The following is a 25,322-nucleotide window of genomic DNA, read 5'->3' on the forward strand; positions in this document are numbered from 1 at the left end:
TCGTTGTGGGTCGGACGGATCGGATTGATCTGGCTGCCCAGGCGTACAGCGTTTTGCTATGGCTGACCATAGAGCTGTGGAACCACCTGATCCCATCCGCTCTTTATCCGCCGCCGGCGCTCAGTAGTGAAACGCTTTAACGCCGATGGTAGTGTGGGGCATGTGAACAGCGCCGCTTGCGGCCGCCCTGCCCATGTAGAGTAGGGCGATATCGGTTAACAGACGAAGCGAAGCTTCGGCCCGATATCGCGACCGCGGCGTGCATCGCCCGCGGGACGGCTCGCGCTTGCGCGAGGCGCCAAGCATTTATTCAGGAAAACCCCCGGTCTCGATGAGGCCGGGGTTTTTCGCTTTGGGCACAGTGCCAAGCGAAGCCCATCGATTTGTGATGCGATCGATATGATGGGTTCGCCCTATGCCGGGTGCAGCCCCCGGGGCAGGTGCCGATGGCGGCTTAACCCATCCTACCCGATAGACTGCCGCCCTCAGGCAGCGGCGGGGCCTGACGGCGCCTTCCGCCCGTAGGAGTGGCATACCCAAACTGACGGGCATGAACACAAGGTTAAAGATTATCGCCATCGGCACGCCGGGTTCGCTGCGGGGGCGCAGCTCCTACGGGTGTGTTGGCGACCGCAGCGTACCCGTTCGCGGGACGGCTCGGGCGCAGCCTGAAGCGCCAACGATGCCCACACGGGGCGGCCGATCAATCGTAGGAGTGACGTACCCAAACTGACGGGCACTTCCCCGCCACAAACACAGGGTTTAGGACTCCCCCCATCTGCACGCCGGGTTCGCTGCGGAGTCGCAGTTCCTATGGGCGTGTTGACGACCGCGGCGTACGTTTGCGATTCCACAAAACAACAGAGCCCCCGCTCCGTTGCCGGAGCGGGGGCTCTGTACTGGCGCTTGTCGGGTGTCGCGGGCTGCTACCTAACTTTCTTTTTCATCGGCGAAGATGACTTCGTCTTCGGGCTGGTGACGGCCCAGCAGCTTCGGGCGTTCAATCAGCAGGTATAGCACCAGGCCGATCACGACGGCGTATACGGTCGACTTCGGATCGGGCATTGCCAGAGTCACGGCAACGATGCCGGCGACGCCACGTTCGGTCGGGTTTTTCAGCTGCTCCATACCCACCATGATGCAGATATAGGCGGTTAGGATCAGCGTCAGCGACAGGGCGATTGGCAGCACCGGTTTGAACAGGGTGACCAGCGGTAGAATGAACAGCGCGATCATGCCCGTGGCCCAGAAGGTGCCGCCGCCGCTGTAGATAGAATCCATGGCTTTGCGCCCCATGGCATAGCGTTCGGCAACGGTGGCATGGGCGGCGGTCCAGAGTGGGCCGGCGAGACCGGGCCAGGGGGCGAAGAAGGCATGCAGGGCGTTGCGCATTGCGGTCACCAGATGGACGCGGTCGACGCTGCCTTCGATGCTTTCGTCCTGCCGCAGATGGTCGACGCGCTTGACCAGGGTAAAGCCGACGATGATATCGCCGAACGCGATGACATAGGCGATCAGTGCGGTCGGTATCGCCAGCAGGAACATGTCGAGGTCGGGGTAGCCCACGGTAAAGGTCAGATATTCGAACATCAGGCCGAAATCCGGCTTGGTGATGCCCCATTCAATTGCCGGCAAGGCATATTCGCCGCTGGCCCAGCCGATAATCATGGCCAGAATCATGCCCGGTACCATGCCGAAGTTGGCGATTCGCTTGGCCAGCGAGCTTTCGTTGACGATGTTCTTGAATGAAAGCGAGAACAGGATGTAGGCGCTGATGATGGAGCCGATCAGCAGTGATATCGGTGTTGCATCGACCCGTCCGCCGGCTTTCAGCTCGCCCATCAGCGCGGCGATGCCGGCGCCGATGATGATGCCCGACTTCAGCGAGTTGGGAATAACATCGACCAGCTTCGATCCGAGGCGGGTTATACCCAGCAGCAGGAAGATCAGGGTGACCTCGATCTGCAGCGCGAACATCGCCTTGATCGCTTCCGGCCCGGGCTCGAATCCCTTGAGGTAAAGGATTACCACCGGTATGGCCGGGGTGATCCAGCCGGGTACCAGGGGTACGCCCAGCAGGGCCGGCAGCAGGTAGCCGATACCGGCGACAAAGGTGAACGCCAGGGCCGCTTCATAGGGCATGCCGAGGTAGGTTTCGAGCAGCGGAATCATCGCCAGCCCGACCACGAACATGATCAGTCCCTGGATCATCTCGGGCGTTTCCCAGCGATAATGCACGAAGGGCAGTCGGATCTTGAATGGGCCCGCTGGCCAGTACGGCTGTTCGCCGCCGTCTTTTCTGCGAAAAATTTGCATAAGTAGCCTCCTGGCGCACGGCTGTCCGTGCGCCCTGAATTGTTTTTTTGCTGTATGAAGGGGGCGTTAGAGTTCGCGTGCCCGGTCGCGCAGCACGAACTTCTGTATCTTGCCGGTCGACGTTTTCGGCAGGTCCGCGAACACCAGGGTCCGCGGGGCCTTGAAGTGGGCGAGCTGCTCGCGGCAGAAGGCGATCAGTTCCTGTTCGGTAATGGCGCCGGCATTCTGCTTCAGGGTGACGAAGGCGCAGGGCGTTTCACCCCATTTCTCGTCGGGGCGGGCCACCACGGCCGCTTCGAGTACGGCAGGATGCCGGTAGAGGGTATCCTCGACCTCGATGGTGGAGATGTTTTCACCGCCGGAGATGATGATGTCCTTGAGACGGTCCTTGATTTCCATGTAGCCGTCCTCGTGCCAGACCGCGAGGTCGCCGGTGTGGAACCAGCCGCCGCGGAAGGCCTCTTCGGTCGCGCTCGGGTTCTTGAGGTAGCCTTTCATCACGGTATTGCCGCGCAGAAAGATTTCCCCCATGGTCTTGCCGTCCTTCGGAACCGGCTCCAGTGTCTTGGGGTCTGCGACCATGGTGCCTGCGAGGGTGTGATAGCGCACGCCCTGGCGGGCCTTGAGGCGGGCGCGTTGCTGCAGCGGCAGTTCGTCCCATTCGGACTTCCAGGCCGATACCGTCACCGGCCCGTAGACCTCGGTCAGACCGTAGACGTGGGTGACTTCTATGCCCATCTCCTCGATTGCGCCAATCACCTGAGCCGGCGGCGCGGCGCCTGCGGTCATGGATTTGACGGGGTGGTCGATGGCGGCTTTGGCGGCATCGGGCACGTTGAGCAGGGCGTTGAGCACGATCGGCGCGCCGCACATATGGGTGACCTGGTGATCGCGAATCAGCTGCAGGATCCTTTCCGGGTCCACGCGGCGCAGGCAGACGTGGGTGCCGGCCATCGCAGTGATGGTCCAGGGGAAGCACCAGCCGTTGCAGTGAAACATCGGCAGGGTCCAGAGATAGACCGGATGCTGTCCGATGGACCAGACGGCCTGATTGCCCAGGCTGTTGATATAGGCGCCGCGGTGGTGATAGACCACGCCTTTGGGGTTCCCCGTGGTGCCCGAGGTGTAGTTGAGGGAAATGGCATCCCACTCGTGTTCCGGCAGGCTCCAGGAGAACTCTGGGTCACCTTCCTTGAGGAAAGCCTCGTAGTCGAGGTCGCTGACCGCCGTGCCTTCACCGTATTCGGGGTCGTCCACGTCGATAACCAGCGGCTTGTGCTGCAGGCGTGCGACGGCCCCCCTGACCACATCGCCGAATTCACGGTCGGCGATGACGACCTTGGCTTCGCCGTGTTCCAGCATAAAGGCGATGGCATCCGCGTCCAGGCGTACGTTCAGGGTATTGAGCACCGCACCGATCATAGGCACCCCGAAATGGGCTTCCAGCATGGCCGGGATATTCGGCAGCATGACCGCGACGGTATCGCCGCGACCGATGCCGCGGTTAGCCAGTGCCGAAGCCAGGCGGCGGCAGCGCTCGTAGGTGTCACGCCAGCTGTAACGCAGCGAGCCATGGATGACCGCCGGGTATTCGGGGTATACGCTGGCGGTGCGTTCGATGAAGTCGATGGGTGACTGTACGGCATGGTTGGCGGCAACGGGCTCCAGGCCCTGATTGAAGATCGAGCTCATGGACGGGGTCCTCTGTTACTGTTGTTGTTCTAGAGCAAGCCCTGACGGCTCGCTATAATCCACTGAGCTGTAATAGTAGTGAATAGAAGATTATCTAGAAAGTATTCCAAGGTCTTATGGTATTAATACTATATATATTTCGGTGCTGCCAGAGATGACAACCCGCTTTGAATTGCCGGATCTGGACCCGCAGCCCTGTCTTGTCCTGAGCCTGCCGGCGCGGCTGATTACGGCCAATCAGTCGGCTGAGCGTCTGGCGACGCGTTTCGCCCCGCAGGGGCCAGAGGCCCTGCTGCCGGCCAACCTCGAAGCGCTGGTGAGGGCCTCGCTGCAGCAGGGCCGCGCCATCGACGGAGTCGAGAGCCGGGCCGGGGATTGCATTCTGCTCTGGACCTTCATACCGGATACGGACACAGGCCAGGTGATGGCCCGTGGCAGGGTCGCCACTGAAGAGATCCGGATGCTGGATCGGGCCAAAACCTCCGACCGGCTCTATCGGCTGATTATCGAAAATACGAACGACCTGATCTCGCGTCATTCCCCGGACGGTCGCTTCATCGATGCCAGCCCTGCCTCCCGCAGGGTTCTCGGCTACTGGCCGGAGGAGTTGCGTGGCAAGCGACTTGAAGACGTGTTCAGCGACACCACCACGCAGCAGCTGGCCGAGGCCAGCCTCGCTCTGCGCGAGCAGGGATACGCAACGCTGACCACCGAGGTGACCCGGCGCGACGGTCGCAAGTGCTGGCTGGAAATCGCGAGCCGGGCGATTCGGGAAACCTACACCGGCGATGTGGTCGAGGTGGTCAGCGTGACACGGGATATCACCGCCCGGGTGGAGTCGGAGGCGCAGAACCGGCGACTGGCCGATGAGCTGGCGCACAGTGCCCGTCTGGCGACCATCGGCGAGCTGGCATCCGGTATCGCCCATGAAATGAATCAGCCGCTCGCCAGCATCGTCAATTTTGCCAGCGCCAGCCAGCGCTACCTGCGCCAGGCGCAGCAGGAGGGCGGCAGCCTCGATCGCGTGGATGAAGGTCTGCAGCGCATCATTCACCACGCCAACCGGGCGGCCGAGGTCATCAAGCGCCTGCGCGCCTTCCTGCGCAAGGGGCAGCAGTGTGTCGGACCTGTACAGCTTAACGATCTGGTCGCCAATGTCGCGCGGCTGTGCCACTGGGATGCCGAGAAGAACGCGGTGGTGATCGAGCAGCGCCTGCCGGCGACCTCGCCGGTGGTCAAGGCCGATCCGGTGCTGCTGGAGCAGGTGCTGATCAACCTGATACGCAATGGCATCGACGCCATTCTCGAGGCCAGGGCTGCGGCGGATGACCAGTCGCGCACGCACCTGTGCGTACAGGTCAGCGAAGACGAGGCGGGTGATATCCTGCTTCAAGTCACGGATCAGGGAAACGGGCTGGACGAGGCGGGAATTCGGCAGATCTTTACGCCTTTCTACACCAGCAAGCCCCAGGGGCTGGGTCTCGGATTGTCGATGAGTCGCTCGATCGTCGAGGGGTTTGGCGGCTTTCTTGACGCGTGCCCGGCCGACACCGGGGGCCTGACGCTGGTATGCCGTCTGCCGCCCTTCGTCAACGTATCGAACAACGGAGAAACCGATGACTGACGCCAATACTGTCGTCTACCTGGTGGACGATGATCCCGGTATGCTCGAGTCCACCCAGTGGCTGCTGGAATCCGTCGGCCTGACTGTGCAGGCGTTCAGTGACGGGCGCCGCTTTCTCGACGCGCTGGGAACCCCGGAGCGCGGCTGCGTGATTCTCGATGTGCGGATGCCGGGACTGGGGGGGCTCAATGTGCAGGAAGAGCTGCAGAAGAAGGGTTTGGGGCTGCCGGTCATCTTCGTCTCGGGCCACGCCGATGTGCCCATAGTGGTGCGGGCATTCAAGTCCGGCGCCTTCGACTTTCTCGAAAAACCGTTCAATGAACAGATGCTGCTCGATAGCGTACAACAGGCACTGGCACAGCAGCGCGAAGGCGCAAGATCGCCAGCGGCAGACCCTGGCAAGCTGGCAGTTCTAGAAACGCTGACACCGCGGGAGCGGGATGTCTTTCTGCCGCTGGCGCAGGGATATTCAAGCCGGGAAATCGCCGAAAAGCTCGATGTCAGCGTCAAGACCATCGACCTGTACCGGGCCCGGGTGATGAAGCGAATCGGCGCCGAACGCCTGCCGGATGTGACCGCCGTCGCCATTGCTGCGGGGCTGCTGGATCCCCTGGCTTTGCGTGCCGCCGGCTGAAGCGACGCGGAGCCGTCGCACAAAGTCCCCGGACCCCATTCACTATACTGTTGCCGTTAGCGCATGAAGCAGGAGCAAGTCGTGGATGCCGAGGGTCTGTTATTCGATCTCGACGGTGTACTCTACGTCGAGGGGACGCCGGTGCCGGGGGCGATCGAGGTGATGAAGCTTGTTATCGAGCGGGACATTCCGTTCCGGTACATCACCAATACCTCGACCCGTTCGCTGGCCGGTTTGCAGCAGCAGTTGCTCGACCGGGGGCTGCCGGTGCCCGAAGGGTCGGTGTTCAGCGCCATCAGTGCTGCGGTGCAGTGGCTCGATGACCATGGCGTGCAGCGCATTTGTCCGGTACTGGCCGAGGATGCCTGCCGGGACTTCGATCGCTTCGAACTCGACGAGTCGCGGCCGGAAGCGATCGTGGTCGGGGACATCGGCGAGGACTGGAACTACGCGTTGCTCAACCGCCTGTTCGGGTATCTGCAGCAGGGGGCGCAGTTGATAGCCGTGCATCGCAACCGATACTGGCAGACCGGGAGGGGGCTGCAGCCTGATCTCGGTCTGTTTGTCGCCGGCCTTGAATATGCGGCGGGGATCGAAGCGACGGTGGTGGGTAAACCGGCGCCGGACTTTTTCCGCAAAGCCTGCGCGGGGCTTGGTATTGAACCGCCGCACGTTGCGCTGGTCGGAGACGATATCGAGAGCGATATCGGCGGCGCCCAGCGGGCGGGGCTCGCCGGCATCCTGGTGCATACCGGCAAGTATCGCCGGGATCTGGTTGAGGCCTCGGGCATCGTGCCGGATTGCGAGATCGGATCGGTGGCCGAGCTGCCGACGCTGATGTCCGGGTTGTTCGGTGGCTGATCCGGGCAACCGGACTGGGTTTCGGGCGTCGAATATGGATAATGGGCGCGATATTCCAACAGGCGGCGGTGGCGGTACAGATTCATGAGTGATGCGGTATTGTATGGTTTGAGCGGTCTTGGCCTGCTGGTGATAGTGGCGTTGCTGGTTTATATCGTGCGTCAACTGGGCGTGCTGAAACGGCAGCGGCAGCAGCAGGAGCACGAGCGCCGGCAGCTCGAGGAAACGCAGAAAAAGGCCAGGGAGCAGCGTGCATACCTCATCGACAGTATCCGCGTTATCGCCCGGGCGATGTCCGAAGACGAGAGACTGACGCTGACCGAGGGCTGCATCCGCCTCAAGGTGCTGCTCGACAACCTCAAGCCCGAAATGCACCGGGATCCCGATTTCGAGATCATCGAGCAGCATTATCTGGCGACCCGCCACATTCCCTATCTCGAGGCCTGGCGCAAACTCGAACGCCGCGAGCAGCGGCGTTATCAGCGCGAAATGGATACGCTCGAGGCGCAAAACCGCACGGCTCTGCTGCAGGCGGCGGACAAGCTGAGCCGGTATCCGCTGGAGCGAATGCATTGAGCCGGCCCGCCCCGGGGAACTGAGCGATGGAATTCGTCGCGGCCTTCTTCGTTACCCTGCTGGTGCTGTGCCTGACGGCGGCGGCGCTGCATTTCGGGCGCTCCCCCACCTACAGGCCCTCCCGCCAGGAGGTGCTTGCGTTGCTGCAGGGCGTTCTCGAGGGTTCCACGACGCGCGAGCGCTGGGATCTCTTTATCGGCCTGCCGATGCACCACGACCCCGAACTCGAAGCGATCAGGCTGCGTTGCCTGACCCTGCAGGAAGGCGATGACGACGAAGCCGCCGCGGGGGAAGGGTTGGACGGTTATCTGTTCGACCGCGACGGGCGCGAACGGATGGCGGCGATCCTGGCGGACCTGCGGCAGTTGATCGAACGGGAACCGGTTTACCGCAAGTTCTAGGTCGGCTGCTCACCTACGCCCGTCATCTCCGGTATGGCCTGGTGTTCGATCAGGCGCTGCAGCCGCCACAGGGCCTGCCAGAGTTCACGGATATCGCCGGCTTCGATCAACTGATGGAATTCGCCGGTGACGGCTTCCAGCTCAGGCATTTCATAGACTCCGGCGATTCCGAGCAGCTGATGAGCATGGTGCCGCATACGCTGGCGGTCGTGGCTTGCAAAGCCCTCAAGGCAGCCCTGCAGTTGCTTTTTCAGTTCGCTTCCAAGCAGCTCCGGGCTGATCTCGAGGCGTTCCAGCTGGCTTCTGCCCTCCAGCATTCTGGCCTGTTCGAGGTTGCGTTGACAGAGTCTCTGTACCGTATTCAGCAGCTTGCCCTCGTCGATGGGCTTTAACATGATTCGGGAGATTCCGGCGTCGATGAGGGCCTGGTGTTCGTGTTTGACGACATTGGCGGTGAGCGCGATGATCGGCAGGCACGGGTACTGGCGGCGGATACGCCGGGTCGCTTCTATGCCATCCATGTCCGGCATGTGCACATCCATAAGTATGAGATCGGGCAACTGTCGTTCCACTTCCGCCAGCACTTCCAGTCCGCTGCGTGCCTGACGCGGACTGATACCCGCCTGTTCCAGAATGCGGCTGATCAGCAGTCGGTTGAAATCATTGTCCTCGGCGATCAGAAGGTCGCAGTCACTCACCAAGCGGGGGGAGGCCACGTCGGTGCGTGGTTCGGCCCGCTGTTGCGACAGGGCCTCGTACAGTCGTTTGCGCCGCACGGGCTTGTGCAGAATCAGGGTGTTGGCATCGTCCGGCTTCTCGCTGACGGTGCTGGAGCAGAGCACCAGCAGGCGTCCGTTGAAATGCTGGCGCAGTTGCCGTGTAGCGGCTTTCGGCAGCTGAGCGTCTGCGCAGGGGCGCTGACCCCATATCAGCAGCGGATACTGGCCGGCGCGCTGGCAGAAGTCGGCGAAATTCTCCGCCAGGTCGACCCGCAGCTGACGCCGCTGCAGCAGACTCAGGACCGAGTCGCGCATCAGCGGGTGGGGATCGTAGAGCAGGATGGTGCCGACGTCGGTCAGCGGGGGCGATGGCGCCTCGGTGGCAAGCCGATACGGGAAGGGGATCGACAGACAGGCGTCGGTTCCCGTGGCGACCTCGCTGCTCAGCTCTATGGTGCCGCCCATCAGTTCGGTGAGCTTGCGGGTGATGACCAGTCCCAGTCCGGATCCGCCGAAGCGTCGGGTGATGGACGTATCGGCCTGGGTAAATGCCTGGAAAAGTTCCTGGATCTGGTCGGAGGGAATGCCGATGCCGCTGTCACTGACGCGCAGGCTCAGCTGGCAGTACTCCTCGTTGCTCAGTACCGCTTCGGCGAAGATCTGTACCTGGCCGTATTCGGTGAATTTAATGGCGTTGGATACCAGGTTGGTGATGATCTGGCGCAGTCGCGTCGGGTCGCCAATCAGTGTTTGCGGCGTCGCGGGATGCAGTCGCAGTATCAGTTCCAGCCCCTTGGCGTGGGCCACCGGTGCCTGCATCTCCAGCACGTCGAGCAGCACGTCCTCCAGCACGAAGGGTATCCGTTCTAGCTTGATGGCATCGGACTCGAGCTTGGAGAGGTCGAGAATATCGTCTATCAGTGTCAGCAGAAGCGTCGACGTCTGATTGATGATGCGGGTGTACTCGCGCTGCTCGTCGGTTGCGGCTGATTGGTCGAGTAGACGCGCGAAGCCGAGCACAGAGGTCATGGGCGTGCGCAGCTCGTGACTCATGCGCGCGAGAAAGTCGTCCTTGGCGCGATTGGCCGCGTCGGCTTTGCGCCGCGCCTGTTCCAGTTCCTGGTTCTGGGTTTCCAGGTGACTGAGGGTCGCCCGCAAACGGCGAGTCGCCAGGTCGACACGGCTTTCCATGATCTGATTGGATTCCTGGATGCGTGCCGCCATGCGGTTGATACCCCGCGCCAGTGTGCGCAACTCGCCGGTCAGGGTGGTTTCCGCGCGGGTATCGAGGTGACCTTCCTGCAGGCGTTCGACGACCCGGCTCAGTCCCTGTATCGGGTGGGTGATGCGCTGGCCGAAGCGGCGCGCCAGAATCGAGGTGACCAGAAAGCTTCCCAGCGTCAGCAGCAGACCGCCGAGCAGTATGCTGCGCTGGCGAGCCTGTGTCTGCTCCTTGGACAGGATGACCACGACATAGCCGATGGTGTCGAGCTGCGGCTCTTCTTCCGGAAACTCGGGCACGTCCTGAAAGGAGATGCCGGTGATGCGCACAGCCTGCATGAAGTACCACTGGTTGTCGTATTCGTAGGCGTAGGGGCCCTGGGGATTCAGCTGCAGTTTGAATTCGCGGGTACGCAGAATGAGTTCCAGCCGGCTGTCGAGAAATAGCACGTCGGCGACGTCCGGCTCCTGGCTGATGCCGTTCGCCAGATTGCGCAGAACTTCGTGGTTGCCCACCATAAGGCCGAATTCCGAGGCGGAGGCGAGCAGGCGGGTGATCGATTCGCCGCGCTCGATCAGCGCGCGCTGGGTATCGTCGATGCGGGTACTGATGAAATAGCCACCCAGGATCAGCGCGAATATTACCAGCGGCAGCAGCGAGATCATCAGCACCCGTTGCCGGATCGCCAGCGGGCGGAGTCGGTTGATCATGGCTCATCCTCCGCCAGTTGCCGCTCCAGTGTTGCCTGATCCGGCAACGGCAGCGCCAGGTTGCGGGCCACGACCGGGTTGGTCGATACGCTGAAGTACTTCGGGAAAGTCGATGGCGGAAGCGGCTCTGCGCGCGTGAGCGCAAGCAGCAGTTCCCCGGCCTGCTGGCCAAGCTGTTCCGGGCTGGTATAGACCGCTGCCAGCGCGCCGGCTTCGACGTAGGTGCGGGAGAAGCCGATCACCGGAATCTGTTGCTGCAGGGTGGCGTAAAGCAGCCACTTCGCGGTCGAGCGGTTGAACAGGGCCCGATCCGGCAGGGCGAGGAAGACGTCGCTTTGACGCACGATCGGTTGCAACTGCTCGATCGGATTGTCGCTGGCGCTCAATGTCAGCGTTACCGGCATTAACTGCTCGGCCTCGGCGGCGCTGACAAAGCGCTCGCGTTCAGCCACGGATACCGGGCCGAACATGGCGCCGATGCTGCGGGCCTGTGGTACCAGAAGCCGGGCCAGCCGTATCTGCCGCTCCAGGGGCTGGTCCAGATAGATGGCGCTCAGGCGCTGCTGGCGCACCAGTTCCGATGCGCCAAAGTGCTCGGTAAGAGAGGCAAAGGTCGCGCGGGGGATAAAGGCGCAGATCAGGGAGCGGGGGGGCAGGGGGTGTTCGAGTTGCTGTTCGCAGGCACGGGAGCCGATGGCGACGGTAATCGCGTCGCCCAGGTCGCGCTGCGGTGACAGCTTGGTCGCTTCGAGTTGTTCGAGTGGCTCTCCGAAGGCGCTGCGGATGGCGTTCCCCACCTTTTGGTAGATGGGGCTGTCTTCGCTCAGCAGTACCAGCGGATCGCTACTGGCCGGGTGGGTGAAGAGCATCAGCAGCAAAAGCAGACAGCGGCCCAGTCGCGCAGGGCGGTCACCGCCTGTGTTGCTTAGTCCCTGCATGCTGCCAATCCCTGGGTTCCCGCTTCGAAATCAGAACGTCAGCGTCAACTGCAGATAGCTCCGTCGATCGAAGATGTTGTATTGATAAAAATCGAGATATTCGTTGCCGAGCAGGTTCTGCATGATCAGTGCGGCCTCCAGCGTACTTGCTGACCCCAACTGCAGGCGCTTAGCGACACGCAGGTCCGTCCGGTTGTACTCGCTCGACTCCCCTGAGTTCTCTTGCGTGCGCAAGGTGGCGCCTTCTTCCCACTCGACTTCGTCAACATAATAGTGCGCCAGGCTGAACTGCCACTGTCTGGGCAGATCGATATTCAATAAAAACGACGCGGTGTGCAGCGGTGTCTGGGGGTCGAGGTCTCTGTTGATCCCGCCTTTTTCGGGGCCGTCGTCCCGCACGAAGTCGGTGGTATTGGTGTAGCTGTAATTTAGCAGCGCCCAGACGCTATTGCTGAAACGCAGTTTCAGCTGCGCTTCGGCGCCGCTGTTGCGCCAGCGAGTGGTGTTGTCCTGCAGTCGAACCCGGCCGTCCGCCGGGTCCTGCGGCATGGCCACCCAGTAGCTGGCAATGCCGTTGTCGACTTTCTCGTGGAACAGCCGCAGATCGACGTGGCCGCTCAGGCGCGAAAATGCCCGGTAGTAGCCCAGCTCCCAGGTTTCAATATGCTCGGGGCCGATCTCGCTGTTGGGAGCGCTGTCGTAATCGAGCACCGAGCCATCCGGAAGATAAAAGGTGTACTGGACATTCTTGTCGAGCAGCGACGGCATGCGATAGGCGTCGCTGTAGGCCAGTCGAATAGAGGATTCATCGTCAAGGCGGTAGTTGATGGCGGCGCGGGGCGACGCCTTGGCGTCACTGCCACTGGTGCTGCTGTTTTCCAGCATCGCGCCGAGGTTCAGTGTCACGCGTTCCGCAGGGCGCAACTCCAGGTTGCCGAACAGGCGTCCTCGCTCCTCGCTGATCCGTCCCTGACCGTTCAGCAGGGTGCCGCTCTCGGCCTGTTCGTAGCGGTAGCCCATTCCCCACAGCAGCTTGCTGTCGAGCAGCGGCAGGCCAATGGTCTGTTGCAGCTCGATATCGTAGGTATCGGTTTCGCCCTCTTCCCCATCGAGGCGGAAATCGGGGTTTGTCGCCAGCAATGCTTCGGCCAGTTCGAGTGACGGTATATCTTCGTAACGGACCAGGTCGGCGGCGGTCGGTTTCGGCACCGTCAGTTCGAGCCGGTTGTGATAGAAACTCAGCTGCAGTTCATTGTCCAGATTCAGCAGATGATTCCAGCGCAGATACTGGTAATTGGCCTGGTGGTCGCGTGGCACCACCGGTTTGTCAAGGCGGTCGAGGTCCCCGCGATCGGCATAGCCGTCGCTGAATCCTGCCTCGAACAGCAGGGTGTCGGCGAGGGTGGGCGTCAGGCCGCTGCTGATGTTCAGATAGTTCGAGCGGGCGCCATCGTGCCACAGATCGCTGCCGTCGTTACGGTCGTATCCGGCGGAAATACGCGTCTGGGTCGCCCCCAGCGGTGTGCTGAAGCGCCCCTCGACACGCCGGGTATCCTGCGAGCCTCCGGTCACCTGCAACGAGGCGCCGGTCTCGCTGTATGGCGATCGGGTAACGATGTTGATGGCGCCGAGAAAGGCGTTGGAGCCGTAGGCCGGCACGTTCGATCCACGCACCACCTCGATGCGGTCGATATCGTCGAGACTGATGCCGAGCGAGTTCCAGTCGACGGTCGACAGCATCGGCAGATAGACGGAGCGGCCATCGACCAGTACCTCGAGCCGGCGCGGGAAGTCGTCGCTGACGCCATGGTAGGTGACGCCGAACTTGTTGCTGTTGACGCGATAGCTCTGGAAACCCGGTACCAGGCGAAACAGGTCGGTTACGTAGACGGCGCCCGAGGCACGAATCATCTCGCGATCGATGATACTGATCGAGGCCGGGGCGTCGGTCAGCTTCTGCGGCATCCGTGTGGCGGAGACGATTTCGGGTATCGCGGAGTAGAAATCGGTTTCGCTCAGAATGGCCAGGCTGAGGTCGTCAGCCAGGGCGTCGGGCCAGTTGAGCAGGCCCACTGTCAGCGTCGCCGCGAGGGGCAGGGCAGTCTTGCGCTTTCTCATCTGTGGAGTTTACCGTCCTACGGTTTCAGACCCGGGTGCCGACGTAGACGATCAGCACAGTCATCAGGATCGCTTCGACAATGAAGCCGTTGGTGGAGAAGATCCAGTCCAGCATGGTGTAACCGGTATAAAGTCTTTGGTTAAGCTAGCATAAATGCCGCTTCAGACACAGGTGCTGGGTTATGGCCGGCGTGGCGAGAAACGACAAACGGGGCCGGAAGGCCCCGTTGCCCGGGATAGGACCGGAAGAGCCCCGGAAGAGCCCCGGTCAGGGGCCGTACAGGACGCCCGGCAGCCAGAGCGCGATTTGTGGGAACGCGATCAAAAGGCCGAGGCCTATGGTTTGCAGCAGGATGAAGGGGATCGCTGCCTTGTAGAGATCGTAGATGGTGATTTCGGGCGGGGCCACCGATCGCATGTAGAAGAGGTTGTAGCCAAAGGGTGGCGTCAGGTAGGCCGACTGCATGCTGACGATGAACAGCACCGCGAACCAGACGGTATCGAAGCCCAGCGACTCGACGATAGGCACGAACAGCGGCACCGTGATGAAGACGATGGCGAAATCGTCGAGGAACATGCCCAGCACGAAGTAGCAGGCGAGCATCATGATGATGACCCACATCGGCGACAGCTCCGCGTCATCGATGATGTCCTGCAACAGGAAGCCGGCGTCGAGGCCGATGTACACCTTGCTGAAGAAAATGGCGGCAATGGTGATCCAGATCAGCATGCCCATCAGTCGGGTGGTGCTCAGCAGTACGTCCCTGAGCATTTTCCAGGTCAGGGTGCGGTAGATCGCGGCGCAGACAATCGAGCCGAAAGCGCCGATGGCGGAGGCTTCAGACGGCGCAGTGACGCCGGCGATGATGCAGTAGAGCACTGTGGTGATCAGTGCGCCGGGCAGTATCAGGGCCTTCAGCGATTTCAGTTTCTCGATGCCGGAGATACGCTGTTCCATCGGCATCGGCGGTGCCAGCGACGGGTTGATGCGACTGCGAATCAGAATATAGAGAATGTAGATGCCGGCCAGCATCAGGCCGGGGACCAGGCCTGCGGCGAACAGCTTGCCCACGGACTCCCGCGCCAGGAAGGCGTAGAGGATCATCAGGACGCTGGGTGGTATCAGGAAGCCCAGGGCGCCGCCGGCCATGATGGTACCGGTGACCAGTTTCTTGTCGTAACCGCGCTTGAGCATCGAGGGCAGCGCAATGACACCGAGGCTTACGGTAGCCGCACCGGACACGCCGGCCATGGCGGCGATCAGGGCGCAGATGATGACGGTACCGATGCCCAGACCTCCGGGGATCTGGCCCATCAGCTTGTTCATCATCTCGAACAGGTCGTCGGTGATACCGGATCGTTCCAGCATCAGGCCCATGAAGATGAACATCGGCAGCGCGACCAGCAGGAAGTTGTCCATCGCGTCGAAGGAGCTGATGGTCAGCAGCTCCAGGCCGCCGGTCCCCCAGAGGGAATAGGCGAACACCACGCCGACGCTGAGCAGCGACCAGGCCAGCGGGGCGCCTGCCAGCAGCATGATGAACATGGCCCCGAACATGCCTATGGTTACGTATAGCGGATCGAGTTCCGACACCTTGGTTTCCTATGGTATGTCTTGTCGTTGGTAAAAAGCGCCGGTCGCCCTCAGGCGGCGTCGTTGCCGGGTGTCAGGTTGAACGCCACCAGCAGGTCCCGGATCCAGTGAGCGATGCTCTGCAGCAGCACCAGACCGACTCCGAGCGGCAGCATGGTCTTGAACGGATAGACAGGAGGTCCCCAGGTACTCTTCGACGACATTTCGTTGTTTTGCCAGGATTCGAGAGCGAATTCGCAGGCGGCGTAAAAGAACACGGCGAATACCGCGATTACGACCACCCCGGTAATCACGTCGAGAATGGCGCGCGTGCGCGTTCTCAGAACGTGATAAATGACCTCACTGCGGACATGGGCCTGGTGTCTGTGGGTATAGGCGCCGGCCAGGATGCAGAAGGTGCCGTAGAGCATGGTGGTGCTTTCGTGCGCCCAGGATGTCGGGCTCAGAAAGAAGTAGCGAGCGCCGATCTCGTAGAGCAGAACTCCGATCATGGCAAGGCACATCCAGGAGACGGCCTTGCCAATGAATTCGGATATCCCGTCGATTGCACTAAGCAGGCGAGATATCCCCGACATCAGGCTCTCCCTGTTGCCTTGGCGGCTTCACGGAGAATCTCGATGGCCTTCTTGTTCCGCTCGGATTTCGCCGCTTCCTCTTCCCAGATCACATCGGCCGCCTTGCGCAGGCGCGCCGAGTCTTCGGCCGGCAGGGCGCTCATCTCGAAGTGGCCGGTGGTGGAAGCGTCGATGGAGCCGCTGACCATCCAGGTGTGCATCTTGGTCGCGTGCTTCTCGTAGCCCAGCTCGATGCACTTGCGCTGCTCCTCGGTCAGAGAGTTCCACTTTTCCAGGTTGACCAGGATCTGGTCGGTGTAGCCCGGGCTGACCATGTTCAGAGAGGTGTAGTACTTGGCGGCCTCGTACAGCTTCATCGACAGGTACTCGTTGGTGCCGGCGTAGATGACACCGTCGATGGTACCGGTGCTCAGGCCGACATAGAGCTCGGAGCCAGGCAGGAATACGGTCGGGATATCGAACTGCTCGAGAATCTTCGCGACACTGGGGGTGGCGCGGATCTTCATGGTCTTGAGGTCGTCCAGGCTTTTCACCGGCTGCTTGGTCAGCAGGTCGAAGGGACCACCCATGATCGGGCCGAGGTAGTGCACATTGTGCTCGGCGTAGGCCTCGCGGATCAGGCCGATCAGACCCTTGGTATCCATGATGTACATGGCTTCGTCGTAGTTGGTCCAGGCGCCCGGAAGACCGGCTTCGATGGACGCGATGTCCAGCTGCCCCGGCCAGTAGCCGGCGTAACCCTGACACATGTCGATGGTGCCCTTGCCGACGGCCTGGAACATTTCCGCGTCGGGGACCAGGGAGCTGCCGGTGTAGCGACGGATGCGCAGCTCGTCGTTGGACGCTGTCTTCACGTCGTCGGTGAAGGCATCGAAAATCTCGTTGGCTTCCTTGCCCCAGTAGGTCTGCATGCGCAGGCTGGTGGCCGCCTTGGCGGTGGTGGCGCTCAGAGCGAGCGGGGCGGCGGCAAGTCCTGCGGCTGCGGATTTGATCAGATCGCGTCTTTTCATGTTCAGGAAGTTCCCATTCAGGTTGTGGTCGCTGGCACGACAGCCCATTGTTCGTTGTAATCTGATTGGCCGCTATATGGCGCTGCGACGTTTGCGTATCACCTAGCGACATCGCGATGAACTAACCAAAAAGTAGATGCTTAGCGGGAAAAAGCCAGTATCGGGCCCGGCGCGGGTTATTGATCTGAGGCAGGGAAATGATTTCTGAAATGAGGTAGGCGGGCTCTCGCCCAGCGGTCGTGCGGTGCCGGCGGGGCGGCGACAGGCGGCTGCCCTGGCAGTGTCGAGGAACGCTTGGTTCAGCGCGTTTTTTCTTCGAGAGGTGGGGCTTCGCGGTTATCGTCATGCCGGGGCGGCATGGCGCCAGAGCGCTGTGGCAGCGCTCTGACCGGAGGTGAAGCGTCGCCGGGAGGCGAGGGCGACACCGCCGGATTCGGGGTTTCGCCGCGACGGCTTCAGGCCCTGCAGGATTCGCTCAGTGTCCGGGCCTTGCCGTAGACCTCACGGGCTGGCAGCCCCAGACCTTCCTGCTCCTCCAGGTAGCTTTCGGTTACCTGCTCGAGCGCAGGCTGCCAGGCGGCCTGGATAGCACTGTCGAGCTCGATGACCTCGTCGCCCCGTTCCTTGACGTTCTGCAGCGACTGCTGATCCAGGTCGTCGAAGATCCTGGCCATGTGCTGCGACCATTTTTCCCCCGAGTGCTGATCCACGATCGCTTTCAGGTCGTCCGGCAGGCGCTCGTAGACCCCCTTGTTCATCGTCACGACGAAGCTCAGCGAGTAGAGGTTGAGCTCGGTATGATGGTCCGCCACTTCGTTGAGGCGGAATACCATGGCGCCGTCCCAGGAAATGGCGACGCCATCGATCACGCCGCGCTGCAGTGCGGTGTAGGCGTCGGGAGCGGGCATGCCGACCGGCTGGGCACCGAGGTTTTCGAGCAGTTGTCCGACCACCGTGGTCGGCCGGCGGATGCGCAGGCCCGAGATATCCTCGGGCGTGCGTACCGATTTGCCGTTCAGGTGCAGATGGCCGGGGCCGTTGGTCCAGACGAAGAGTACGTGGCTGTCTTCATACTCGCCGGCGATGTCGCCCTCGTCGTAGAGTTTCTGCAGCACACAGGAGCCCTGCGCGGCGTTGTCGACCAATCCCGGCAGTTCGATAACCTGGGTCAGCGGAAAGCGGTTGGCGGTATAGCCCTGCACTGTGGCGGCGACATCGGCGATCTGGCCGACGACCGCATCGTAGCCCTTGGCCGCCTTGGTCAGGGTCTGGGCCGGATAGAATTCGACCTCGATGCGATTATCGGATGCCACCTGCAGCGAGTCGCCCCAGGCTTCGAGTCCCTTGGCGATATCGGAGTTGCCGGGCCAGGGGTGGGCAAAACGCAGGGTGACGTCGGCGGCAAGGGCCGGCATGGCGCTCAGGGCGTAGCCTGTTATGGCCGCTGCGGCCCACTTCTTCAGGTTCATGGCATCGATTCCTTTTTGTTATTGGTATCGGGTTGGCTGTGCGGTTTGTGTGTCTTGCCGTTCAGATATCCAGTACCAGTCGTTTGCTCTTGGATCTCGAGCAGCAGGGGGTGAACTGGTCGTTCGCCGCGTGCTCGGCGGGCTCCATGAACAGATCGCGGTGATCCGGCTCCCCCTCCAGTACCCGGGTCAGGCAGGTGCCGCAGACGCCGTCTTCGCAGGAATAGGGAATGTCGATATCCTGCTCCAGCAGCACCTGCAGCGCGCTCTTGTCTGCCGGAACTTCGAGTACCTGGCCGCTGCTGCTGAGCTGGATCTCGAAGGCGGCATCGGCGTCGTGATTGATCGGCGCCGCGGCGAAGTATTCGCGGTGTACCTGTTCCGCCGGCCAGCCGAGGCGCTCGGCGGTTTCCAGCACGTGGTCCATGAACCCCTTGGGACCGCAGACATAGATATGGGTGCCGGCTTCCGGGTTGGCCAGCAGACTGGCCGCATCCAGCTTCTGTGCCTCGTCGCCGTCGTCGAAATGGAACTGTACCCGCTCGGCGAACTCGCTTGTGGCGATGCGCTGGCGGAAAGCCGTGCGGCTCTCGGAGCGGGTGCAGTAGTGCATGTCGAACTCGCCGCCGCCGTGGGCCAGCCGCTCGGCCATGCAGAGAATCGGTGTGACGCCGATGCCGCCGGCGAACAGCAGGCTGCGCTTGGCCTCGTGGGCCAGCGGAAAGTGATTGCGCGGTTCGCTGATCTGCAGCCGGTCGCCGGCCTGCACCTGCTCGTGCATGGCCTGGGAGCCACCGCGCGAGGCGGGGTCCTTCAGTACGCCGATCTCATAGCGATGGCTCTCCTCGGGGTGGTTGCACAGCGAATACTGGCGTACCAGGCCGTTGGGCAGGTGGACGTCGATATGGGCACCTGCTCCGAATACCGGCAGTGCGGCGCCGTCCGGACGGGCCAGTTCGAACCGGAAGATGTCCTCGGCGTCGAGGGTCTTGGAAATAACTTCGACTTCGATCATGGTCGCTCTCCTGTCCGGGTTCAGTTGCCGCTGGCGGCTTCGTTCTGTTCCTGCTCCGCCTTGAGGAGCCGGTCCAGGATGCGGCGTGACTGAACGCCACCGGCATCGATATTCAGTTTCAGCAGCTTGCGCTCCGGGTAGTCAAGCAGGTTCTGCTGTTGTTGTTCCAGCATGTCCAGGTCTTCGCCGAAGATTTTGCCCTGGCCTTCGCGGATCTGAGCCGTGAGGTTGGTGTCCTGCGGCTTGAATTTGCGCGCCATGCCCCAGAAATACCAGTGGCTGGTTTCGGTTTCGGGGGTGATGAAGTCCACCACCGTGCTGGCGGCCTTGTGCTCGTCCGGGGCGTCGTAGCCACCATGACCTGCATGGGCGACACCGACTTCGATCATGACGTGGCTCGGCGGCGTGAAGCGGCAGATCTGCCAGCGGTCGACAGGAACGTCGTCGGCCAGGTTATTGGCCTTCAGGGCCATGCGCCAGAACGGCGGCGCCGTGATGTTTTCCATATAGCGGCTGGTGATCACCTCGTCGCCGTTCACCTCGGTGGCGACCGGCGCCTCGTCGATCTCGGGCTGGCCGATGCTGGTGGAGTGAACGTAGGTCTCGTGGGTCAGGTCCATGAGGTTGTCGATCATCAGGCGGTAGTCGCAGTTGATATGGTAGAGGCCGCCACCGTAGGCCCAGTCCGGGTTGTCGGCCCACTCCGGTACCGGAATCAGCTCGGGATCGGCCAGGGCTGCATCGCCGGGCCAGACCCAGACGAAGCCGTAGCGCTCCACCGCCGGGAAGTTCTTGATGCACGGAAAGCCGCGAACTCGCTGGCCGGGCATTTCGGCGGTCTTGCCGTCACTGCCCATTTTCAGGCCGTGATAACCACAGACCAGCAGACCGTCTTCGACATAGCCCAGGGAGAGGGGGGCGCCGCGGTGCGGACAGAAGTCTTCGACGGCTGCAACGCGGCCTTCGGGGCCACGGTAGAAAACCATCTTCTCGCCGCAGATCTGGCGACCCAGCGGCTTGTCGGCGAATTCGTTCGGGGTGCAGCCGACGTACCAGGTGTTTTTCAGAAACATTTCAGGCTCCTCTGGGGGGGTGTTTTATTTTGGATCCAATTTAATGTCTAAATTGATATGCATCAAGTTTTTTGTGTGAAATTGGATCCATTTTGTTGTTATAAGAATTATTAGATTGGCTATATATGGTTATAAGCAGGCGTTCTGATGGTGTTTTTAGCCGTTTTGAGCCCGTTTCAGCAGCAGGGAGTACAGGTGCGCTACTCAAGACTGAAGATGTTTGTACAGTCGAAGGACCTGTTGAAAGAAATTGGATCCAAAGTGTTATACTTCATAGGAATTCAATTCTGACGTTTTTGCAGCCCACAGGGCTTGAGGTTGGCTATGAGCAAAGCGGGACAGCGTGTGTTGAGCACACTGCGACAGATGATCATCTCCGGTGAGCTGCCCGCGGGCGAGAGGCTGGCCGAAATTCCGACGGCGGAGCGGCTCGGGGTGTCCCGTACGCCGGTGCGTATCGCTTTCCGGGCGCTGGAGCAGGAAGGCTTGCTGACCAAGCTCGAGCGGCGCGGGTACCGGGTGCGGGAAGTGACGCCCGAGGAGATCGGCGGTGCCGTTGAAGTGCGTGGCGTGCTGGAGGGGCTGGCCGCGCGCCAGGCGGCGGAACGCGGGCTGACGCCTGTACAGCGCGACGGGCTGCTGCAGTGTCTGGCCGAGGGTGACGGCCTGTTCGCAAAGGGTTACGTCAACGAGGAAGACCTGGAAGCCTACCATGACCTGAACAAGCGCTTTCACGCCCTGATCATCGAGGCCAGTGGCAATCCGGCGATCGAGTCGGCCCTGAGTCGTAACGAGCATCTGCCGTTCGCCACGGTCAGTTCGCTGACTGTGGACCGCAACAATCTCGCTGCTGAGTACCGGCGGTTCAACTTCGCCCATCTGCAGCATCACGCCGCTTTCGACGCTATCGATCACCGTCAGGGCGCAAGAGCCGAGGGCATCATGCGCGAGCATGCCCAGGCGACGCTGCGTTACGCCGAAACCTTTGCCGGCCGGATGGAGCAAACGGCCGAACGTCACGTGATCGGAGTGGAGTAAACGGCTCAGGGGTCGCACAAAGGTTCTTCCCCCCCCAAGATGGGTTGCACGACGCTCTGGCCGCATCAGTGACGGGTACGCCTTAGTGAGGCGTCGCTCCACCCATCCTAGAATTTACGTTGTCCCGCTTAAGCGCGATGAATCAAAAAAGGAGGCGTAGTATAGCCGGGCCCGGTACTGCTGTCCGGGCCCGTCGGGGTGGCAGGTCGGGGTTCAGGCCCTGCGAATGGCGCGGGGGCTTTCGTCCATGGTCGCGGTGATCTCCAGCGCCAGCTGTTCCATCAGTTCGCCTTTCTTGCGGTTGTAGGCCGGGTCGAACCACAGGTTGTGCAGGTGCAGTGGGTCCGCCTTGGTGTCGTACAGCTCCCCCCAGTCCTCGCCCGGATACAGCGTCAGGCGCCAGTCGTGGCTGTACAGCGTGCGGCTGCGCGAGGCGCGTTTCAGTCCCATGCGCGGTACATTGTCGTTGTGTTCTATCAGCAGTTGCGAGCGGCCTTCTCCCGCTTCGATGTCGGCCAGCAGGTCGCGCCCCTGAATGCCGAAGTAGGGGTCGATGCCGGCGCGGGCCATGATGGTCGGGCCGATATCGATGGCGCTGCCAAGATGATCGGTCACCTGTCCGGCCGTTGCCTCGGGGTCGCGCCAGATAAAGGGTACGCGGTGAATGGATTTGCGCATCCAGGGCCCCTTGAGCAGCATGTTGGCGTCGCCCAGATAATCCCCGTGGTCGGCGGTATAGATGATCACGGTGTTGTCATCGAGCCCCCGTGCTCTGAGCGCTGCGGTGATGCTGCCCACGGCGTCGTCGATCATGTCGATCATGCCGCCGGTCAGCGCCATGGCCTCCTTGCAGTGCTGCTCGGTGGCGGCGAAGGCTTCCTGGGGAGTGTCCGGGTATTCGCCTTTGGCCAGCCGCTGGCGCGCGAACTCAACCAGCGGGACCGGTATCTTGAGGTCCTCGGCCCTGACGTCCAGCTCGAACTGCCCGGGCTGGTAACGGTCCCAGTATTTCCCGGGCGGGTTGAACGGATGATGAGGGTCCGGGAAGGAGACGAACAGAAAGAAGGGTTGCTCCGGGTCCGCCTGTTCGTTGATCCACTCCACCGCCTGGTTCTCGATGTAACGGGTCGGGTAGAGCTCCTCGGGCATCTTGGTCTTCTTCGCCTGAGGGCAGGTATAGTCGTGTTCGAACTGCTCCTTCGGGTCGCGCATGCGCTCCCAGTCCGGTGTCTGATGGCGCAGCCACTGCAGGTAGTGACCGCCGGCCCTGTCGCCGTGGTCCGTTACCATATCGACATGCTCGAAGCCGTAATAGGGGGTCGGGAAGGCGTAGCGCTCGTCCGACTCGTACTGGCTTGGCTCCTCATGCACGTAGGGCTTGAAGTCGTCTTTCCAGGCCTCGGCGATCGGGCCCTGGTACTTTTTCGCCAGGGCGTCGCCGAAAGGCGCGTCGTTGGACGTGAACGGCTGCAGATGGCTCTTGCCGATCGCCGCCGTCTGGTAGCCCGAGGCGCTGAGCACTTCGACGAAGGTGTTGGCGCGACTCGAAAGCGCGCAGCCGTTGTAGCGCAAGCCGTGGACGCTGGGGTAGCGCCCGGTGAGAATGCTTGCGCGGTTGGGCATGCATACCGGTGATGCCGTGTGGAATTCATCGAAACGAATACCCTGGGCCGCGAGCTTGTCGATATTGGGCGTGTTCAGGACCGGATGTCCGTAACATCCCAGCCAGTCGGCACGCTGCTGGTCGGAAACGATCAGCACGAAATTGGGTTTGCGGCTCATGTTATACCTCCTTGATCGCCGGGGTTGACCTGGATGCCAGAACGCGTCGCGCCACCAGCAGGCCGCCGATCACCAGGGCCACCAGCTTGGCGACGACGAAGGGTGACAGCAACGCCAGCGCCAGCGCGAACAGGACCAGCCGCTCGGGAATACCCAGCTCGCAGCGGTCGAAACCGATCAGTGCACTGGCGGCCAGGTAGATGGCGGCCAGCAGGCTGCTGATGGAAATCACCAAGTGCACCGGATCCAGCGGGGCGTCGGATGCGGCGCCGAGCAGCAGCGCCGGATCCAGCGCGAAGGCGAACGGGATCAGGAAGATCATCGCGCCGATACGCGAGCTTTCGATCGCGGTTCCGATCGGCTTGCCCTGGGAAATGGAGGCGGCGGCATAGGCCGCTATGGCCACCGGGGGCGTGATGACGGACGCCACCCCGAAGAAGAACACGAACATGTGCGCGGTCAGCAGGTCCAGACCCAGCTGCTGCAGGGTGATGCCCATGACACTGATGATGGCGATATAGGCCGGCAGGGTGGGCATGCCCATACCCAGTACCACGCAGCCGATGGCGGCGATGATCAGGGCCATCAGCAGCGAGGTGCTTGCCGCCTCGGTCAGCAGTACCGCCAGCTTGGACGGAATGCCGGTGGCTTCCAGCGTCGCCACGACAATCCCGACGATCGAGATCGCGATGATCAGCTGCGCCACGGTATGGCCGCCGGACGACAGGGCGCCGATCAGCTTGGCCGGTTTCCTGCGGATCTCCGGGTTGATCAGGCTCAGCGGGAACAGCAGCAGGATTGCCGAAATCGAGGCGCCGGCCGGCGACATGCCGCTGACCAGCAGCCAGACGATGAGAAAGATCGGGCCGAACACCAGTATCAGGTTCATCCAGTCCTGGGTTTCCGGCTTCTCGACAGGTTCATCGTCGGTGGCCGTGATGTTGAGGCGCTGGGCCTCGAAATAGACCGACATGAACAGGCTGACGTAGTAGGCCAGCGCCGGCACGATCACTGCGGTAATGACGCTGAGGTAGCTGACGCCGACGATATCGGCCATTACCAGTGCCGCCGCGCCCATGATGGGGGGCAGGATCTGGCCGCCGGTCGAGGCCGCCGCTTCCACTGCGCCGGCGAAATTGGCCGAAAAGCCCCGGCGCCGGATCATCGGAATGGTGACCACGCCGGTTCCGACGACGTTGGCGACGGCGCTGCCGGAGACGGTGCCGAACAGTGCTGAGGCGGTAATGGCGGCGTATGCCGGGCCACCGCGGAAGCGGCGCATGGAGTAAAAGGCGATACGAATCATGGAGCTGCCGGCTCCGGCGCCTTCCAGAACGGCGCCCAGAATGATGAACGGCAGTACCGTGGTCAGGACGATCCCCATGATCGAGCCGAGAATACCCTGATCGGCGCTGTACCAGAGGTTGGCGGCCAGCGTCTCGCTGATATCGGACGGAATGGTTGCGAAGACGCCGGGCCAGTACTGGCCGGTGGCGAGATAAAGCGCGGCGAACATGCCGAGAATCGCAATCGGTGCGCCCCATTGCTGCCAGCAGATGAAGATCGTCAGCGCCGCGGCGAAGGCGGCAATGATGCCTTCCCGCGGACCGAAGAAGTAAATCTCATTCACCAGGACCTGGCCAATGTGATAGCTGTCCCAGCAGACAAAGGCCGTCGCCAGCGCCACGACCGCGAACAGCAGCAGGTCGAGCGGGCGGTGATGCTTGATCAGACGGTGGCTCAGGAAGGCCAAAACGCAGAGCAGGAAAAACAGCGGCCGATACCATTCGATCGCGAAGGGGCCGATGCGCGGCAGTACGTCGAAGGTCGGCAGTACATTGCCAAGACCAATCAGCGCGATCACCAGCCCGACCAGAAAGCTGAAGCGAGAGTAGTGAGTAGATTGCATGGTGGAACCCGAAAGCTGAGGTGGGATCTGGCCGGCAGCTGGTGGC

19 protein-coding genes are annotated in these 25,322 nt (G+C 62.0%); 6 read left to right on the top strand and 13 right to left on the bottom strand.

Going from position 1 to position 25,322, the window contains the following annotated elements; genetic code table 11:
- Positions 1 to 930 precede the first annotated feature (930 nt).
- Positions 931 to 2,316 (bottom strand): solute carrier family 23 protein, encoded by a 1,386-nt coding sequence (locus IEX85_RS18700; RefSeq protein ID WP_188862155.1) that lies wholly within the window; start codon positions 2,314 to 2,316, stop codon positions 931 to 933.
- 66 nt (positions 2,317 to 2,382) lie between these two features.
- The gene (locus IEX85_RS18705; protein ID WP_188862156.1) at positions 2,383 to 4,008 is read right to left on the bottom strand and encodes an acyl-CoA synthetase; all 1,626 of its coding nucleotides are present in this window, start codon (positions 4,006 to 4,008) and stop codon (positions 2,383 to 2,385) included.
- Positions 4,009 to 4,162: 154 nt separating this feature from the next.
- Here IEX85_RS18705 and IEX85_RS18710 point away from each other — a divergent pair, with 154 nt between their 5' ends.
- The 5 genes from IEX85_RS18710 (at position 4,163) to IEX85_RS18730 (ending at position 8,104) form a co-directional block, all read left to right on the top strand.
- Positions 4,163 to 5,632, top strand: a complete 1,470-nt coding sequence (locus IEX85_RS18710; protein WP_188862157.1) for a sensor histidine kinase — start codon at positions 4,163 to 4,165, stop codon at positions 5,630 to 5,632.
- Positions 5,625 to 6,266 (top strand): response regulator transcription factor, encoded by a 642-nt coding sequence (locus IEX85_RS18715; protein WP_188862158.1) that lies wholly within the window; start codon positions 5,625 to 5,627, stop codon positions 6,264 to 6,266. The genes IEX85_RS18710 and IEX85_RS18715 overlap by 8 nt, the downstream gene beginning before the upstream one ends.
- Before the next feature lie 63 nt (positions 6,267 to 6,329).
- Complete coding sequence (locus IEX85_RS18720) at positions 6,330 to 7,127, top strand: TIGR01458 family HAD-type hydrolase (RefSeq protein WP_229722011.1); 798 nt, start codon at positions 6,330 to 6,332, stop codon at positions 7,125 to 7,127.
- 84 nt (positions 7,128 to 7,211) lie between these two features.
- Entirely contained in the window at positions 7,212 to 7,703 is a 492-nt protein-coding gene (locus IEX85_RS18725; protein ID WP_188862159.1) for a DUF2489 domain-containing protein, read from the top strand.
- A gap of 26 nt (positions 7,704 to 7,729) precedes the next feature.
- The gene (locus IEX85_RS18730) at positions 7,730 to 8,104 is read left to right on the top strand and encodes a hypothetical protein (RefSeq protein ID WP_188862160.1); all 375 of its coding nucleotides are present in this window, start codon (positions 7,730 to 7,732) and stop codon (positions 8,102 to 8,104) included.
- Here the strand turns inward: IEX85_RS18730 and IEX85_RS18735 are convergent.
- From IEX85_RS18735 to IEX85_RS18775, 9 genes are all read right to left on the bottom strand, one after another.
- Complete coding sequence (locus IEX85_RS18735; protein ID WP_188862161.1) at positions 8,101 to 10,755, bottom strand: response regulator; 2,655 nt, start codon at positions 10,753 to 10,755, stop codon at positions 8,101 to 8,103. The genes IEX85_RS18730 and IEX85_RS18735 overlap by 4 nt on opposite strands.
- Positions 10,752 to 11,693: an ABC transporter substrate-binding protein gene (locus IEX85_RS18740; protein WP_188862162.1), complete on the bottom strand. Its 942-nt coding sequence runs from the start codon at positions 11,691 to 11,693 to the stop codon at positions 10,752 to 10,754. The genes IEX85_RS18735 and IEX85_RS18740 overlap by 4 nt, the downstream gene beginning before the upstream one ends.
- 30 nt (positions 11,694 to 11,723) lie before the next feature.
- A complete protein-coding gene (locus IEX85_RS18745; protein WP_188862163.1) occupies positions 11,724 to 13,811 on the bottom strand; it encodes a TonB-dependent receptor plug domain-containing protein in 2,088 nt (695 codons plus the stop codon).
- A 268-nt stretch (positions 13,812 to 14,079) separates the two neighbouring features.
- Positions 14,080 to 15,405 carry a TRAP transporter large permease gene (locus tag IEX85_RS18750; protein ID WP_229722012.1) on the bottom strand — a complete coding sequence of 442 codons (1,326 nt, stop codon included), beginning with the start codon at positions 15,403 to 15,405 and terminating at the stop codon, positions 14,080 to 14,082.
- Positions 15,406 to 15,455: 50 nt separating this feature from the next.
- Positions 15,456 to 15,980 carry a TRAP transporter small permease subunit gene (locus IEX85_RS18755; protein WP_188862164.1) on the bottom strand — a complete coding sequence of 175 codons (525 nt, stop codon included), beginning with the start codon at positions 15,978 to 15,980 and terminating at the stop codon, positions 15,456 to 15,458.
- Positions 15,980 to 16,990 carry a TRAP transporter substrate-binding protein DctP gene (gene dctP / locus IEX85_RS18760; protein ID WP_188862165.1) on the bottom strand — a complete coding sequence of 337 codons (1,011 nt, stop codon included), beginning with the start codon at positions 16,988 to 16,990 and terminating at the stop codon, positions 15,980 to 15,982. Before dctP ends, IEX85_RS18755 begins: the two co-directional genes overlap by 1 nt.
- 455 nt (positions 16,991 to 17,445) lie before the next feature.
- On the bottom strand, positions 17,446 to 18,459 hold the full coding sequence (locus tag IEX85_RS18765) for a TRAP transporter substrate-binding protein (protein WP_188862166.1): 1,014 nt from the start codon (positions 18,457 to 18,459) through the stop codon (positions 17,446 to 17,448).
- Positions 18,460 to 18,520: 61 nt separating this feature from the next.
- Positions 18,521 to 19,474 carry a PDR/VanB family oxidoreductase gene (locus IEX85_RS18770; RefSeq protein ID WP_188862167.1) on the bottom strand — a complete coding sequence of 318 codons (954 nt, stop codon included), beginning with the start codon at positions 19,472 to 19,474 and terminating at the stop codon, positions 18,521 to 18,523.
- 20 nt (positions 19,475 to 19,494) lie between these two features.
- Positions 19,495 to 20,547, bottom strand: a complete 1,053-nt coding sequence (locus tag IEX85_RS18775; protein ID WP_188862168.1) for a Rieske 2Fe-2S domain-containing protein — start codon at positions 20,545 to 20,547, stop codon at positions 19,495 to 19,497.
- 345 nt (positions 20,548 to 20,892) lie between these two features.
- On the opposite strand from IEX85_RS18775, the gene IEX85_RS18780 reads away from it, so the two are divergent.
- Positions 20,893 to 21,585, top strand: coding sequence for a GntR family transcriptional regulator (locus IEX85_RS18780; RefSeq protein ID WP_308425669.1), 693 nt, complete (start codon positions 20,893 to 20,895; stop codon positions 21,583 to 21,585).
- A 213-nt stretch (positions 21,586 to 21,798) separates the two neighbouring features.
- Here the strand turns inward: IEX85_RS18780 and IEX85_RS18785 are convergent, their stop codons facing one another.
- Both IEX85_RS18785 and IEX85_RS18790 read right to left on the bottom strand, forming a co-directional pair.
- Positions 21,799 to 23,367, bottom strand: a complete 1,569-nt coding sequence (locus IEX85_RS18785; protein WP_188862170.1) for a sulfatase family protein — start codon at positions 23,365 to 23,367, stop codon at positions 21,799 to 21,801.
- A 1-nt stretch (position 23,368) separates the two neighbouring features.
- Entirely contained in the window at positions 23,369 to 25,276 is a 1,908-nt protein-coding gene (locus IEX85_RS18790) for a TRAP transporter permease (RefSeq protein ID WP_188862171.1), read from the bottom strand.
- Positions 25,277 to 25,322: the final 46 nt, after the last annotated feature.

The organism is Marinobacterium nitratireducens, from assembly GCF_014645375.1.
Lineage (GTDB): Bacteria > Pseudomonadota > Gammaproteobacteria > Pseudomonadales > Balneatricaceae > Marinobacterium_A > Marinobacterium_A nitratireducens.

Bases quoted from the DNA above. Each gene is read 5' to 3' on its own strand.
- IEX85_RS18700 (WP_188862155.1), bottom strand. From the start codon at position 2,316: ATGCAAATTTTTCGCAGAAAAGACGGCGGCGAACAGCCGTACTGGCCA.
- IEX85_RS18705 (WP_188862156.1), bottom strand. From the start codon at position 4,008: ATGAGCTCGATCTTCAATCAGGGCCTGGAGCCCGTTGCCGCCAACCAT.
- IEX85_RS18710 (WP_188862157.1), top strand. From the start codon at position 4,163: ATGACAACCCGCTTTGAATTGCCGGATCTGGACCCGCAGCCCTGTCTT.
- IEX85_RS18715 (WP_188862158.1), top strand. From the start codon at position 5,625: ATGACTGACGCCAATACTGTCGTCTACCTGGTGGACGATGATCCCGGT.
- IEX85_RS18720 (WP_229722011.1), top strand. From the start codon at position 6,330: ATGAAGCAGGAGCAAGTCGTGGATGCCGAGGGTCTGTTATTCGATCTC.
- IEX85_RS18725 (WP_188862159.1), top strand. From the start codon at position 7,212: ATGAGTGATGCGGTATTGTATGGTTTGAGCGGTCTTGGCCTGCTGGTG.
- IEX85_RS18730 (WP_188862160.1), top strand. From the start codon at position 7,730: ATGGAATTCGTCGCGGCCTTCTTCGTTACCCTGCTGGTGCTGTGCCTG.
- IEX85_RS18735 (WP_188862161.1), bottom strand. From the start codon at position 10,755: ATGATCAACCGACTCCGCCCGCTGGCGATCCGGCAACGGGTGCTGATG.
- IEX85_RS18740 (WP_188862162.1), bottom strand. From the start codon at position 11,693: ATGCAGGGACTAAGCAACACAGGCGGTGACCGCCCTGCGCGACTGGGC.
- IEX85_RS18745 (WP_188862163.1), bottom strand. From the start codon at position 13,811: ATGAGAAAGCGCAAGACTGCCCTGCCCCTCGCGGCGACGCTGACAGTG.
- IEX85_RS18755 (WP_188862164.1), bottom strand. From the start codon at position 15,980: ATGTCGGGGATATCTCGCCTGCTTAGTGCAATCGACGGGATATCCGAA.
- dctP (WP_188862165.1), bottom strand. From the start codon at position 16,990: ATGAAAAGACGCGATCTGATCAAATCCGCAGCCGCAGGACTTGCCGCC.
- IEX85_RS18765 (WP_188862166.1), bottom strand. From the start codon at position 18,459: ATGAACCTGAAGAAGTGGGCCGCAGCGGCCATAACAGGCTACGCCCTG.
- IEX85_RS18770 (WP_188862167.1), bottom strand. From the start codon at position 19,474: ATGATCGAAGTCGAAGTTATTTCCAAGACCCTCGACGCCGAGGACATC.
- IEX85_RS18775 (WP_188862168.1), bottom strand. From the start codon at position 20,547: ATGTTTCTGAAAAACACCTGGTACGTCGGCTGCACCCCGAACGAATTC.
- IEX85_RS18785 (WP_188862170.1), bottom strand. From the start codon at position 23,367: ATGAGCCGCAAACCCAATTTCGTGCTGATCGTTTCCGACCAGCAGCGT.
- IEX85_RS18790 (WP_188862171.1), bottom strand. From the start codon at position 25,276: ATGCAATCTACTCACTACTCTCGCTTCAGCTTTCTGGTCGGGCTGGTG.